Annotated in this window: 9 protein-coding genes; 2 read left to right on the top strand and 7 right to left on the bottom strand. The window is 44.7% G+C overall.

The window, feature by feature from the left end; translation table 11 throughout:
• Positions 1–17: 17 nt before the first annotated feature.
• Complete coding sequence (locus tag AC59JO_RS13445) at positions 18–3,272, bottom strand: SusC/RagA family TonB-linked outer membrane protein (protein ID WP_497305889.1); 3,255 nt, start codon at positions 3,270–3,272, stop codon at positions 18–20.
• A 1,167-nt stretch (positions 3,273–4,439) separates the two neighbouring features.
• Positions 4,440–6,932: a M1 family aminopeptidase gene (locus tag AC59JO_RS13440; protein WP_497305887.1), complete on the bottom strand. Its 2,493-nt coding sequence runs from the start codon at positions 6,930–6,932 to the stop codon at positions 4,440–4,442.
• A 168-nt stretch (positions 6,933–7,100) separates the two neighbouring features.
• Here AC59JO_RS13440 and AC59JO_RS13435 point away from each other — a divergent pair, with 168 nt between their 5' ends.
• Positions 7,101–7,589, top strand: coding sequence for a hypothetical protein (locus AC59JO_RS13435; protein ID WP_497305885.1), 489 nt, complete (start codon positions 7,101–7,103; stop codon positions 7,587–7,589).
• 344 nt (positions 7,590–7,933) lie between these two features.
• Positions 7,934–8,128: a hypothetical protein gene (locus AC59JO_RS13430; protein WP_497305883.1), complete on the top strand. Its 195-nt coding sequence runs from the start codon at positions 7,934–7,936 to the stop codon at positions 8,126–8,128.
• 240 nt (positions 8,129–8,368) lie between these two features.
• On the opposite strand, the gene AC59JO_RS13425 is transcribed toward AC59JO_RS13430, so the two are convergent.
• The 5 genes from AC59JO_RS13425 to AC59JO_RS13405 form a co-directional block, all read right to left on the bottom strand.
• A complete protein-coding gene (locus tag AC59JO_RS13425) occupies positions 8,369–9,451 on the bottom strand; it encodes a ComEC/Rec2 family competence protein (protein ID WP_497305881.1) in 1,083 nt (360 codons plus the stop codon).
• Between the two features lie 12 nt (positions 9,452–9,463).
• On the bottom strand, positions 9,464–10,720 hold the full coding sequence (locus AC59JO_RS13420; RefSeq protein ID WP_497305879.1) for a hypothetical protein: 1,257 nt from the start codon (positions 10,718–10,720) through the stop codon (positions 9,464–9,466).
• Between the two features lie 838 nt (positions 10,721–11,558).
• Entirely contained in the window at positions 11,559–12,260 is a 702-nt protein-coding gene (locus tag AC59JO_RS13415; protein ID WP_413666694.1) for a hypothetical protein, read from the bottom strand.
• A 42-nt stretch (positions 12,261–12,302) separates the two neighbouring features.
• The gene (locus tag AC59JO_RS13410) at positions 12,303–14,513 is read right to left on the bottom strand and encodes a peptidase domain-containing ABC transporter (protein ID WP_497305877.1); all 2,211 of its coding nucleotides are present in this window, start codon (positions 14,511–14,513) and stop codon (positions 12,303–12,305) included.
• Positions 14,503–15,822 (bottom strand): radical SAM protein, encoded by a 1,320-nt coding sequence (locus AC59JO_RS13405; protein WP_413666692.1) that lies wholly within the window; start codon positions 15,820–15,822, stop codon positions 14,503–14,505. Before AC59JO_RS13405 ends, AC59JO_RS13410 begins: the two co-directional genes overlap by 11 nt.
• Positions 15,823–15,931: the final 109 nt, after the last annotated feature.

Below are 15,931 nucleotides of genomic sequence, written 5' to 3'. Positions count from 1 at the left end.
TATTCAACTGGTTAATATTATAAGCTTACGTCAAGGCCCAGTGTAAATTTCTTGGGGATCGGGTAGCCGCTGCCGTTGTAAATACCAAAAGCATCAACCTCTTCAGCATCAGGCACATGTGATTTTTGAAAAATGTGCAGGTTGTCAACCATGCCATAAACGCGTAAACGGCTGATGTGCAATTTTTGTAAAATACTTTGATTAAATGTATAACCCAATGAGATCGTTTTAACGCGCAGGTAGTCGCCGTTTTCAACCCACACGGAACTAACGGCCGCATATTTGTAATGTGTGCCGCTTACTGAGCTGAGAGAAGGGTATTTGGCGTTATCGCCCGGGTTCTGCCAGTAATTAATACCGCTCAGGTCTGGAAACGCGTTATGCGTGATATCATGATAAGGGTCGGGATCGCCGTCATCATTTGGCACCAGGTGCGATAATTTACCAACCAGGTAATCGTTATAAATATCACGTCCTAAAGTGAAGGTACAAAATACGGAAAGGGTCCAGTTTTTATATCCGAATACGTTATTGAAACCACCTGTGAATTTAGGGTTCGGATTGCCGGCCGGCACATAATCTGTTTGATCAAGCGTACCGTCTCCATTGGAGTCTTTCCAGATAGGATCACCTCCTTTAAACGGATAGCCGTAAAAATTGATAGGCGCCCCTGTAACCGGGTTAATTGGAACGTCCTTATCGGTTTTATATATCCCGGTCTGTTGAAACAGGTTGTATTCGTTAATTGGCTGACCTTGCCTTAGCAAAAATTTATCCAGATAAATATCGCGGCCGCCATTTGGCAGGGATGTTATCTCGTTTTGATTGTAGGCTATGTTGAAGTCCGTCTCCCATTGAAATGCGCTCTTCGGGTTAAAGTAATGGGCAATAAACGATGCCTCAAGACCGCGGTTTTGAGTTCCTATAGAGTTCGTGACGATCGTTTGATAACCGGTTGTAACAGGCAGGTTTAAGGTAAAAATACCCTTGCTTGTGTTTTTTACATAAGCGTCAGCCACAAAATTGAATCGCCCATCCAGGAATGTCATATCAAAACCAACGTTCAGTTGTTTGGAATGCTCCCAGGTAAGGTCTTTATTACTTAAGCCGCCATTGAAGTTAGGAGAGATTGCCGCGACGCCATTATAAGTAGTGGAAAGGTTTTGTCCTGTTTGCGGACTGCTGCTACCCGGAAATCCCCCTGCGCCGATATTGTAAGAATTAAACGAAAGGTAGTTGTCGCCGCCATCCGGCTGGCGGCCAGTGATACCGTAACTGCCGCGGAGTTTAAACAACGTTAGCCAGTTTTTGGCAAATTTCATGAAAGGCTCATCGCTGATGATCCAGCCTGCTGACACGGATGGAAAATACCCCACCCGGTTACCCGGACCAAATTTTGATGAAGCATCGGCGTTCATAACACCCGATACCAGGTATCGTCCCTTATAGTCATAATTGACGCGTACAAACTCCGTAGCAATACCACTTTCTATTAAATCGGAAAACGCTGTAGAACTGTTTTTGTCCAAAACTTTTACTACAGAGATCTGATCATTAGGGATGCCATCGGCGGTTGCGCTGGTTGCCCTGTAGGAATGATACTCCATATTTTGGCCCAGTAATACGTTGAGGTGATGGTCTTTGTTCAACGTTGTACTGTATTGGAAGTTACTGCTTACTAAATAATTGGCGGAGTTATCAACAAAGCTTGATGCGTAACCATAACCACTTTGCCTTACGATCCCCGGGGTAAAAGTATCCTTTCTGCTACCCGCGCTTTCATAGGATAACACACTATTGAAGGAGAAGTGATCAGAGATCTTCCAGTCAATAGTCGGGCTTATGGTGACGCTGTTATTGGTATTGTTATCGGTTGCGTTTTTTGTGCTGCCGAACAGGAAGTCTTTATTATCCTGAGTAAGGTACAGGTTCGACGGAGGGAGCGGACTATTCGCGTAATATCCTCCGGTAAACGGATTTACGTTCCCGCTGATGTCGCTTAGGGATGTAGGCCTGTCGACTCTGTAAAACCGGATCTGCGTACTTATTTTTAATTTTGGTGAAACGTTGATGCCAACCGTGCTGTTGATCGAGTACCGCTGTAAACCTGTTTTCTTGATGATACCAGACTCATTGTAATAATTTAGGCCGTAACGATAAGTGACGATATCATTACCTCCTGTCAATGACAACTGATAGTTATCAACCACGCCTCTTTGATAAAGTTGTCCCCGGTAGTCATTCGCATTGTTAAATGCTGGATTTAGGGTGTCCGTTAATATCTGCGGGATGTTCCTGAGGTTATCGTAATTACCATAATGTTGTATCAGGGCCAGCTTTGCCCTGGTTTCTGCAGCACCCGTGAGTACCTTATCCAAACTTGGTTGATCAGTTATACCGTGATAGGTCGAAAAATTAATCCTTGTTTTGCCGGCTGTACCCTTTTTAGTCGTGATCAGAATAACGCCATTGGCGCCCCTTGAGCCGTATACTGCGGCGGCAGATGCGTCTTTTAATATATCAATATTATTAATATCTCCTATCGGGATACCTGCAAGTACATCTGTGCTGGTCCCGCTGCCGTAATTAATTGCAGCGATATCCTCCGTACTTTGCGGTACGCCATCAATGACATAAAGCGGGCCTGATACAGCCCTTGCCAGACTGGCTTTGCCCGATGCACTACCCGTATTATTATCGATATTTCGGCTGACAGCTGTATTTCCTCTGAGAACGACGTTGCTCCTGACGCCCGGTTCGCCGGAAAAGTTCTGGACGTTGAGACCGGCAACGCGGCCTTGTAACAGCGCATCAAAAGTTGGCGCAGGAATATCTGCGATTGTTTTTGGGTCGACAGAAGTCACCGCAGCACTCACTGTTTTGCGCGATACCTGCTGGTAACCAATAACTACTACATCCTTCAGTGTTTGCTGATCTGTTTTGAGTACGACGATAAGATTTGATTTTGCCTCCGTTATTTTAATGATTTGCGGGAGGTAACCCAACATTCTCACGGTGATAGATTTTCCTGTCTCTACCTTGATCGTGAACGCGCCCGAACTGTTGGAAGATACCCCTGAATTTGAACCGGTCACCAGGATTGAGGCCCCGGGAAGCAGCCCGCTGGCATCTTTAACCACTCCGGATACGGTAACAATAACGGCGCCGGGTGTGGCGGTTTGTGCTTGTATGCTGCGAGCGCCCAACAAGAGTAAAATTGGGACAATGCATGTGTAATAGAAGATTTTCTTTTTGTAAAAAAATATGTTCATAAAAATTATAGATGGATGATAAATAATTAATCACACAGTTTCTGATACTGTGTGGCGAAATGTTGGACAGCATTCCTGTGATTCTTCTCAATTTGCTCTTTTTTTCTTCATACGCTGGGGTTTTAATGTTAAGTATTGGGACAAGTAAAACGTTTTACCTATTTGGACAAAAAATAACCTGTGAACGATACAGAGGGCTATAAAAAGCTATTGGGCAAACCGGGCCGATTGCATAAACAAATACCTATGAATTCGGCGGCTCGTAAAATTCATTTGACTCGATTGACAGCTAATACTATGTTTTTAATCATGATTGAATGTGACAGGCTCCGGTAAATCGTTTTACTTTAGTTACCAAATATAATAATTTGCAACTTTCTTTTAAACAATTCTCAATAATTTTTATAAATGTTTTTAATAATTGCCTTCTTTTAGTATTTTTTTTAATAAATTAATAATTCAACCTTCTTTTTTTGACCGTAGGCCCGATAACTATGGATGAAATATGAAAAAAGGCAAATATTGTATATGCAAGATTGTACTTATTTATCTTTTTACGGCGAAAGATGAAGTCGAAGTACATATGAGGCTTTTAATGCCAGCTCTTGCGAAAGTTCGGTCTTTTATGGGTGTTATAAAGCGATTGCTATCGGTGAGCTTGCGGATTATTCCATTATCTGCGGGAAATAATATTTTGATGCTCAAAAATGTCGGATTGCGATCATTTGAATTTTTTGAGATACGTTTGTGGGTAACTCAACTATCGGATTTTGATAGGCTTAAGTTAAGGCAAGAGATCCTTCGAACTATTTTCTACTACTATTTAGGTATTTCCTGAACCTTAAATACTTGATATTTTTAGGAAGTTAAAAAAAAGTTTTAGTTAAACGCCTCATTCAGCGAGTGAATGAAGCGTTTTGTTTTTTAAAACACTCCATTTTGAATTAGTCGTTGATACCCGCACGTGTATCGCTAAGCGTAACAATATATGGGTCCCGTCTCATTGAAGTTGGATTTTTTTTATTTATTCTATCTATAAAATTGACTTACGATATAGCCCCACGCTTGCAGTTAACTTCAACTGAGAGGCTTTTGAAATCGGCTCGTCATACGGGATGTGTCTCTACAAATATTTTCTTTCATTTTTAAACAGCCTCTTGTCAACACCTATGCTTTTGCATTATTGATCTTATTAACAGCATCTTCCGCGACACTTGCAGACGCGGTATCATTAACTTTCTTCCGGGCCTCTTCAATTTGCTGTAACGCAGCAATGAGTTTTGGTGCGATACCATACTTTTTGAAACTTACAGCAAGTTCCTTAATGGCGCGGATACCCTGCAATACATATTGCGAATTTTCCATTTTACCTATCATTGCAGGGAATGGACCACGTGCCAAATCAAATTTAACCTGGACAGAAGCTTTCCCGAAAGCATTGATCACATACGGCCATTCCTTATCCGAGCCGTTTACAGCATAAACCTGGACAATGGCTTGTCCCAGTTTCCCTTTGTCATCCGCTTCCATGTTTTTGGCGGCTTGAAAGGCATCATCGGGTGCTACACTATTTAAGGCAACAAGAGCAGCCCCTTTAACTGTATAGGATGGGCTGGAAAGCGATGCTTTATAAATAGCAACATATGCTTTGAATTTTGTGTTTCCTAAAATGCCGATAGCGGCAGCCCGCACAGGATAGTTTTTATCATTTTGCGCAATACCAGTCAGGATTGGCAACGCCGCTTTTGCTACTTCCGCACTATCCATTTTAAGCGACTTGATCGCCTTTAACTGCACACCGTGATATTGATCTTTTAAAGCAGCAATAACTATATCCAAACCCTCTTTTGAGGTTTCCTGCCTGATCGCAGCGTTCAGCGCCTCCAGCCGGTCAAGATAAAGCGGGGCATGATGATATTGATAGCAAAATTCGGTTAAGCTTTTATGGTCTGTTTTTTTGGTAAGCAGCATCTTATCAGCGTCAATATTAACCAGATCCGGCTTCACAGCGCTGTTAAAGATCAAAGTATCGTTCTTTTGTGTAAGCCAGACTTGTTTTCTTGTGACTTTCCCTCCTGCATACAAATCCACAGCTATAGGAACGCGGAATATTTGCCCCTCCTGCTTTTGGCTAATAAATACCTTTTGCTGATGATCCGATTCGTTCCATTGATAAGTGATGTCCAACACCGGGTGACCTGCGCCGTAATACCACTGGTTAAAAAACCAATTCAGGTCTTTTCCTGATATTTCTTCCATGGCCAACCTAAGGTCATGGACTTCACCATTTTTAAAGCTACGGCTCTTGACGTAAAGCCTTAACCCTTTAAAAAACGCCTCATCTCCAAGGTAATTACGAAGCATAATCAGGACTAATCCGCCTTTATCGTAAATGTTAGCACCATTGATCCCTTCCTCGTCAGTATACACAAATGGCGTCAGGGCCTGCTTATAAGCAGTACCATTATTGAGATAAGCCTGCAATTCATCATATCGCTTGGCATCTCCATCGTCTTTACCGTATTTTTTTTCGTTCCAGTATTTCTCACCAAAAACCGCGAACGATTCGTTAAGTGTTTCGTTGCTCCAGCTTTCGCAGGTAACCAGGTCGCCAAACCATTGGTGAAAAAGTTCATGAGCAATCGTAGTTCCTCCCGAGCCGTTCGGATCATCAATCAGGTCCCAGGGTGATTTTTGTACATATTCGCCGTGCAAAGTGGCCGAGCTGTTTTCCATAGCGCCCAGCGGATAATCGCGGACAACAACCTGGCTATATTTTTCCCACGGGAAGTCAACGCCTAAGGCTTTCGAATAAAACTCGATCATTTCAGGCGTTTGCCCGAATATTTGTTTAGCATAGGGTGCATAAGCCGGCTCCAGGTAATAGGAAACCTCTTTATTCCGCCATTTATCTTTATAGATCTTAAAATCGCCTATCGCCATCATAAACAGGTAAGGGCAATGTGGCAGCGACTGATTCCAGGTATCCGTACGGGTACCATCAGCATTTTTCTTTTGGCTGATAAGCAACCCGTTCGACAGTGTTGTATATTTTGCAGGTACGGTCATACTAACCTGTTCAGTAGTTTTTTGATCAGGCTTGTCGATGGTCGGGAACCAGCAAGATGAGCTTTCTGCTTCGCCCTGTGTCCAGATCTGGGTTGGTTTGCCGGGTTCTTTGCCCAAAGGGTTTACAAAATACAAACCTTTTCCGTCAAGTTTAAAACCGGGTTTATCATGCAGCTCGTTAGGTTTGGCTGTATAATCGATAAATAAGGTGTAACGCTCCTTTTCGGTATAGGTCCTGTCAAGCCGGATAGCTAACGAAAGGCTGTCTTCATAACGGTAACGGAGTGGCACCACCTTTCCGTTTTCCAGGATCCCGATGCTTTTAATATCCATGCCTTTGGCATCAAGCCTTACCGAATCTGTAGGGTAAAAATGGGGCTTCAGGGTAACCCACTCTTTTCCGTATAAATATGATTTTTGATAATCGAACCTTACATCCAACCTGGTATCTATCAAATCATTGATTTTAACGGCGGTTTCATGATAATAAGGAACTCCGGGAGCGTGATGATTAAGCTGGGCTTTTGCCAGGGGCAGAAAACCCGTAGCCAGCGTCAAACTAAAAAATAAAGCTTTGTATGTTTTTCTCATTTAATAAAACGTTTTACCAAGGGCTAAGATACATATCTGCACGGATAAACAGTTAAAATCCCGCAATCCTAAGTTGAAAATAATTTTGGAAAAACTTGCTGAACACATCGCCTCCGAAAGGCAGCCGCATTTCGCCTCCCTTTAATAAAATAGCTAACTTAGCGGGTGATGACCGACATTGAACGTTTCAACCGCTATTGGCTTAACCATGCCATGACTGCCCCGGTAGCGTCGGCAGAGCGATATTTTTACGATGCCCATACCAAAAAATTCTTTACGGAAAGGTCCGGTGTTTTATTTGATATGGTCGGCCTCGCCCTGACCGCTCCGGCCTCCGAACGCCTTGGCGAACGCTTAGCAGGCATCGACTCCGAAGCGTCTGAGATCGTTGAAATTCCAAGACTGAATGTCCGGGACAAGGTTTCCGTACAATTGTTATTTCTGTCGAAATTGCCGGGGATTATCCATGAAGAAAAGCTGAGGCTTGCCGCTGAACAGCAACAGGATGCCCAGGGTTTCGCCCTGGATAAACTCGAAGCTATGGACCCGGCCTTGTTACCTTTGTCAGGCTACTGGGAAGATTTTAAGTTAAAGACGATCCAATATTACCTGGAAAAATTCACCGGTATCATCGGCATAGCCTCAAAAATGTTTTAAATCAGGCTGCAATCTGTAAAAATGGAGTTAGATTGAATTTTTAATAAACCATAAGGCTTATACTGTCCATCTTATTTTTGATGATACGCTCGATAAAAGCGTCTTCCCGGGAGGTGCAGTCTGATAGTACTGCAAATGTTGCGCGAAATGCGGCGTTCACCTATGCTTACATTCAAATTGAAGGTAATTACTCTCGAAAAGACTAAAAATGGGGGTTAATTTTGGAGATACCCCGGAGCAGTTGAAGGCCGGGAAGGAATATTCCGGAAAGCTTACAGGTAAAAAGTCATATGCTGTTATCTTAAATTTCATAGTTCAAAGCAAATTTGAACTCGTTCAAACCCTTGAATATACTGAAGCCTATTCGGGAACAGCTGGGCTTAGAACATTCCCTTGTATTCGAGCTGACGCTGGAAAAATGTGATACGCCAGATGCCGGCCTCGCTCCTAAGACGAAAAACAACATCAAAGGATTTGCATTGGATGCCCGGTATAAAAGGCATAAAGACATCGCCGGAGAACTGATTAAAAAGTCTTAGTTCTATATCAAAGAATTACCGGAGGGCTACCAGCCTGGTGGGCACAGCCTGTTCAGTTCTGAGGCGGAGATCATCGAACTACTGATGGGGAAGAAGATGACTGCAGAACGGATGCATGGACGGATATTTTCCAAGCTTACCCATGATGTTTGCGATGAGTCCGGCATTACGGTCACTACGGTAAAACGTTAAGGAGCGGCTGGCAACTTCCTGCTGTCCCGCCGCTCCTTCGGGTTTGATTTACTGGTGCAACAGGAAATATTTGGCATCGCTGTTGGCCTGCAGGACGATGTTATGGTCCCAGGCCGTGTCATAAATATTCCGGTGTACGGTGTAATCCTGAAATGTTTTGCTACGGGTCGCTGCATGAATGGTGATTGGTGCTGTACGGTCACCAGGGATAGCAGCTTCCAGCGCATCGAGGGTATTTACCCGTGGGTGACCGTAGGCGAAAGTCGTGAAGTTTTTGGGTGGCGGTCCCTGGCCGAAGTTCCATTGTCCGCAGGAAATGACGGCAGTCAGCGGGGTGACCGCCTGCAGGAAGGCGGTGGTGGTGGCATTTTCTGCACCGTGATGGCCGACACGCAGCACGTCTACGTCGAGGGCGGTGCAATTACTGTAGGCTCCGATTACCGATGCGATGGCCGCTGTTTCCAGATCTCCGGTAAACAGGAAGCTGGCTTTTCCGAAAGTAACTTTGATCACGAGCGAATGGTTATTGCCGTTATTAAAATCTTCCGCTTTCCAGTTTTGGGGCTTGGTGGTAAAGCGGCCGGACAGCAGACTTATAATAGGGTGAACGACACCGCTATTGATTGGAGAAATTATTGAATCGGTCAGTCCGTCACAGCCTGCGCTAGTGGTTTCCTCAAAGGTATAGGAACGGTACCGTGCGCCAAGGTTTTTAGCGTTGCGTTCCATCCAGAGCTGGTTCTTTTTTCCGGAACCAGTCTGCACCCCGTTATCGATATAATTGCGGATGTGAAAAATAGCGGCCACACTGTCCAATGCGTAGTCGTGGTCTACGTGGCAATGGGTGACGACCACCAGGTCGAGCGTATTATTAAGATTGGTGCGGCGCTGGAAAAAATCCCGGAGGTATTTCAGCAGGGCCGTACGGTGTTCAGGGTCCTGCGCACCGGCGTCGATGAGTACGGCACCCGTCGGAAATTCAAGCAAGGTGGCATCGGCCTGTCCTACATCGATGAAATGAGCATACATGGCTGCCTGTGGCAGGGTTTGCGCATCGACGGCAGTGCGCAGCAGTAACAACAGGCACAGGCCAAAGAATGCCGGCAGGGTGTTTATGGTCCTATGTTTCATGTTATGGCTTAATTAATTTACTTCTTCAGGTGCTCCGGGTGGCGGTACATCCGCGTCAGGGTTGTTGTCCGGATTTGGATTGGGAGCCTGATCAGGGTTTGGATTCGGATCGGGCTGCGGATCTGGGTTATTGCCGTTATTCTTCGCGTCTTTTTTTGTTTCGCTGTTTTCAGGCATTTTACCACCAAGGTAGGATAAAGAGCTAAAACCGGCGAGGTACAACAGGGTATCGGAAAATACGGGCATTTCTTTGTTACCGATGGTGAAGAAAATAAAGTAAATGCCTAATACGACATTCCATATAAATATCTGGATACGGGGAATGGTGATGGTTTTACCATCGCCCAGGATATCCATCCAAAACCCGTCGCTGCCTTTATCGGGGATATTGGGATTTTGGGTGCGGAATACGGTATCTATGGCCGAAGCACCGCCGGTGGTGGCGATACTGATACCCAGCAGCAATAAAACGGATGTGTTCAGGGAATCGGGGATGTCTGTCAATACGAGGGTGTAAATAAACCCGCCAACAACGAGTACGGTCCAGTAAAGCAGCTGGGTCTGCGACAGGCTGAACGGGCCCTGCGGAAGCACTTTTAAAGCGTTTGTCCTAACGGCCAGGAAGCAGGCTGCTACGAGGATGAGCAGGTAAAAGGCCAGCCACACGAAGAACCATACCTGTTTATAGTAAACAACACGTATCCTGTTCACGGCATTGTCGCGGTCGAGTGCGCTCATGCCTTCCCATCCGATCGAGGCATCGATATCTACGTGGTCATCATAAAAATTCTTCCCGCTGCTATATAAAAAGTTCCAGGCGGCTTTGGTAGTGTCATTCCTTTTGAGTTTGATGTCGATGGTTGCGGTCTGACCGAGTGCGGGCAGTTGCCCGCTGTTGATGTCGAAGCGGTTGACCTGCAGGAACCAGCCGTTGCAGATACCACTTAACTGGACGCCGTTGGCATAGAGCACAACCCTCGCTTTATCAAAAGGCTTGGTCTTAAGGAAAGCTTCGGGATTGGAAATAACGAAACGGATGGTATTACCGGGATAAGCGGTTTCCAACCGGTTGCGTTTTTCTTCAGCGTCCTGCTCGGTGTTGGCATAAACGGTTTTGATTTGCAGGACGCGTGAAATCTCGCCGGATGTATTTTTCTTCGGGGTGGGATTTTCGATAGGGTGAGCGGTCGTGGTGTCCTGTACGTCCTGGGCAAAAGCCGTTACGGGAAACAGGCTGATTAAAAATAGAAGTCTGGCTAATATTTTCATTGCAATAGCGATAAAGGTTGACCTAAGATAAGGTAATCATTTTTATTTTTAGGTGTATTTTTAATATTTTTTTTACATAATTACCTGTTTTTCAAATAGTAATAAATTTATTAACCCTTGGTTTATTATTTATATTTATTAAATATTAATATTATCCAGCTGTCACCGTTTAGCTAACTCCCCTACTCCTTTCACTATCCAAAATAAAGTAACGTCGGAAGCTTCCAGGCAACTGCTGAATTGAATGCTAAAAAAGCCGACATAAATAGTTTATCATAAAATATTAAATTGATCAGATTAACGATTAATTCTAAGGCCTGTCAACGTGTTAGTAATGGTAAGGGATTTGTATCCTGCCGCATTTCTGATTTTGGAATGAGGCTTAACCACCCTCCAGACGACAAAGCGTCCGGCCTGTTTTTTTGGCGCTATCCAGGCTGACCTCGATGATCTGGTGCTTACAGTTGCGCAGTCCGGTGCAGTTCTTTCGTAAATGATATCTTTTTGCACCGCTGCTGTCACAAACATATACCCTATCGGGCAGAACGGGCTTAAGGCATATCAGCAAAACAAGTAAGCTGGCGAACAGTAACAAGCCAGTGTATTTCCACAAGTTCAGTCGTTTGATGATCTCAATCGTTTGTCTCCCGCCTCCCCGCTCTTTCTTTCCTTTTTGTCCGGAATCTTCCTCATCTCGGTTTGGCGGAGCGTCATTAGCCCCAGCGGATAGTTGTTGACCTTCTGGGACATCTACTATGTATTTGGCATATGGACGACAGTAAATCTAGTCGGAATCCTCCCCTATGGTATGTGAATGATTGAATCTTCCGAAGCTCCGTTACTTTATTTCAACCAAATACCCGTATCCTTTCCCTGGCTCGACTGGGGTCATTTTCTTAATCGAACTTCTCCTTATTACGGTATTGATAGAATCGGCTCTGACCACCTTCTTGCCACTTATTGATATCAAAGCATCCTTTGATGACAGCTCAATCCAACTTGAGTTATTCACTAGGTATGGCTTCGAGTCAATGTAAACAAAGGCGTGTTCATTGTTGGACTTTGCTTTTGCTAAGGCGGATTCAAATACCCTGCTTCTCTTTACCGTTTCAAAGCCGGCAAAAACATCCTCATACGTAGAGCCGCCTTGAAATGAAATCTCGGAAAACTCTTGACCTGAATATTCTCCGGATTTGAGTCCGATATACAGCAGCCCTTTGATGTTACTGGACAAATCGCCCCAGTGCTCATTTTGAGTGAACGGTTTAAACCCCTTCTTTTCGGCGACAATCTTGAAATAGATCTGTCCTGGCTTTGGGTAGGTTATGGCTATGTTGTAATAGCCCCTGCCGTCCGTGGAGCCCAATACGTGGCCGTGACCGTCGGAAAGCTGCACCGACGCAATAGGGGCGAGCGTTTGCGCATCCACTATTAGCCCTGAGAGATGTATAACTCTTGATTCCATTATAGCTCCTTTTGTTAATGTTGTTAGTGTGATGCCTATTAGCGTTAACACACTCCAAAAACCTTTCGTTCTCATGATATTTTAATTGTACTTCCATCGCAAAGATGGGATAATATATTACGCCCCCAATTCAAGCTGGTTCTTGACCAGCGAAAAATATTTGTCCTTAACCTTCAGGAGTTCGTCGTGGCTTCCCATTTCGATGATCTCGCCCTTTTCAAGAACTACGATCTTATCTGCGTTCTTAACCGTGCTTAACCTGTGAGCCACAACGACAACGGTTCTTCCTTGAAAAAAATGCGAAAGGTTGTCCATAATGGCTCGTTCAGTGTTCGCGTCGAGTGAGCTTGTCGCCTCGTCGAAGAATAGGAACTGCGGGTTCTTGTAAACCGCCCGCGCGATTAATACTCGCTGCTTTTGTCCCCCGCTGAGCTGCATGCCGATGCTGCCGATTTTGGTGCTATGGCCCATTGGCAGAGCCTCAAGCATTTCCGCGAGACAGGCGACATTGATCGCCTCGATAAACCGCGGCATGTCGACCTCTTCAGGTTCGCACAAGGCAACATTAAAAAGGATAGTACCCGCGAAGATATGCCCGTCCTGTAGCACAACGCCACAATTAGTACGCCAGTTGTCGGGGTGGACAGACGAAAGCCTGCGCTTTCCTAGCCATATGTCGCCCTCGTTGGATGGATAATAGCAAAGCAGCAGCTTCATTAGTGTCGTTTTCCCGCTTCCGCTCGTGCCCACGATGGCTGTAATTTTGTTCTTTGGTATTGTCATCGTTAGATTGCGCAAAACAAAACTATTGAAGCTGCCAGGATATTTGAAGCTGACGTCCTTCAGTGCAAGTTCCTCCACATTGACAGGCTCCGTCCTCAAGTTTTGTTCTTCAGCCTCGTTGGGCACCGTATACACGTCTTCGATACGGCGGTTTGATATGCTGGCATCCTGCCCGTCCCTAATATTAGTGATGAGGTTGATTATAGGTCCGCTTAGCTGTCCCATTATATATGAAATGCTTAGAAGGGTACCTATCGACATCTGTCCGTGTATTATGAAGTAAGCGGCAATTGCGATTGCTGTCAGTTCCTTTATTTTAAGAATAAAGTTAGCGCCGGACAACTGGTACATGTTCAGGTACAGCGAGTCGAGCTCCAACTCGTGGAGTTTTTTTTGAAGTGCGGTTATTCGACCGATCAACGTCCGCTCCGCTTGGTTGACCTTTATTTCAGGCATGTTCATTATAAACTCATACAAGTTGTTGCTGTTTTCCGATTGCCGGATGAACATGGAATACTCGAGTGTCGCTCTTCGTTTGAGAAAGTACCCAATCCAAAAGATGGAAATCGCGCTGAGCACGAAGTACACCGAAAAGATCAGTTGGTTCATGAATAGGAGTATTGCGCTGAAAACTATCAAGTTCAGGACGTTTATTACGAAGCTGATTCCTTTCCATGTGAGGAATGACTGGACCTTTGAAAGGTCGGAGAGCCGCTGTAGCGTGTCAGTGTTCAGTCTCGTGTCGAAGTAACTTACCGGAAGTCGAATGAGCTTCTTAAGAAAATTGCCCTTCAGCATAATCGCAAGATTAAAGTTGAAACGTGTAAGCAGAAGGTCGCTGAGGAAGCCCGACACGGAATTTCCTAGAAACAGCGCAAATTGCGCGAGAAGCAGTAATATGACAACGTTAAGCGATTTTGCAACGATGCCTTCGTCTATTATTCTCCTGAAAAAAATGGGAATCGCCCAATTGGTGAGCAGACCGAGTGCGAGCAGCGAAATTGACAGTATATACTTCAGCTTGTGCTTAAACACGAAATTCCTTAACTCACTGTACAAGGTACCCGCCCGAAATCCTTTCTCCTTCTGTTGCTCGCGGTTAGCCGGTTCCGATAGCAAGGCGCTTTCGTCCTTTGGGAAAACCAGTGCTATCCCCTTAGCATTGTTTCCAAGCCATTCCTTGGACAGAAGGTCCTCGTCAATCGCTATTTTGCCATATCCTGGATCGGCAATGTGATACAGCGTATTGCCGCGCTTCATCGAGATTTTGTAAAGCACGACGAAATGATCCTGCTTCCAAAACAGTATGGCCGGCAGAGGAATCTCGGCTAGTTGCGCAGGGAAGAGCTTCAGCCCGGTCGACTGCATTCCCAGATGCCTTCCGCCGTCAAGGATATCTTTGACCGATACGCCCATTCGTGTCACGGCGCAAAGTTCCTTCGCCTTTTTCAAGTTGACCGAATACCCATGAAAGGATGCCACCATCGCGAGGCATGCTGGCCCGCAATCGTTGCTCTCTAGCTGACTGACAAATTTAAACCTCATTAAGCTGCAATGACTCTACTATCTCATTTATCTTTGTCCGCACGACGTCGTCCTTTAGGCTATCATCCCCGTAATATACGCAATATTCCTTTTCTCCCAAAGCCTCCAATGCATGTTGTGAGCAGCCGCCGTTGCAAATTGGCATAAGCCTGCAGGTCAGGCACGGCTTATTATTAAACTTGACATTCATGCGCTTTTCCAAATAATCGTCCTCCCAAATCAGATCGCCTTCGTCGCTGAGGTATCCAGCGCGTTTAGCCGTTGTGAAGTCTCTTGCCGTACACTTGAATAGGTCGCCATTATAATTTATCGTGGCGCTGTTGCGCTTATCAGCATAGCACGAGTCCCGGACGTTGTTTGGTGACATGTGCTTTACCTGGATTCCTTCCTTCTTGATCATATCAATATTTTTGTCCACAGTCCGTCCGATGTCGTCGACCTTTGAATCCTGCCAAACGCGGTGATAATCCATCAACAGAAACTCCTTCTTGATGTCAAGCGGAATATCCTTGAACTCCTCGGCAATTTTGTATGCGTCTTCAATGTTGAGCGACGTATAATTTACCCGCAGCCGAACAGGGAATTTATTTAGCAACAGTTTTTTTATATTATTGATTATTACATCGTACGAGCCTTTTGTAGCGCTTACATACCGAACTTCGTCGTGCTTCTCTTTGTATCCGTCTAACGTAATTTGCAAGCCCGGTACTATGCCATTATGCTTAAAGAATGCGATAAAATCGTCATCCACTAAATATCCGTTGGTTGTAAAGCTCACTGCGTAGTCCACCGAATGGGCAACGCACTCCTGCTTAAGCTTCACGATAACGGGTACGACGTCGCGTTCGAAATATAAGAGCGGCTCACCACCGAAGAATGAAACGTTAAAAAACTGCATTTCCGGCTTGCGCACGGTCTTCTCGATAAAATAGCCTATTTTATCTACCATATCCACATGCAGGCTGGATTTCTTTATGTGTGTTTCGTAGCAATACCAGCACTTGAAATTGCAGTTCATTGTTGGGTTAATGGTCAAAAGGAAACTGCTGATATTTTCATCAACTTGTTTTACCAAGTCTTTTACTTTTTGCACTTCGTCGATATTTGAATCGATTAAGTACTCTTCCGTTTTCAAGTAGTCGTAAAACGTTGGGTGAACATCCTTTAAAGAATTTACGCCCTCGTGCTTTGCTGCATCTAAAAGCTCTTTCAACAGAGGATCGATAACCATGAACTTCTGGTTGTAAGAATTGTATAAAGCGAACCTATTTTCATAGGGTATTACTGAGTTAAATTGACTGTACTTCATGATTAATTTTTTCTGATAATGTTAAATTACCAGAACCCAATACAGGTTCTGGTAAATGAGTTAAATGTCAATTACAAAGCGGCTGAGCATTGTGTCTGCACGATGCGTC

Source organism: Mucilaginibacter sp. A5337 (genome assembly GCF_059690695.1).
Note: the sequence above shows the minus strand (reverse complement) of the source record. Positions and strands in the feature narration are given on the sequence as shown.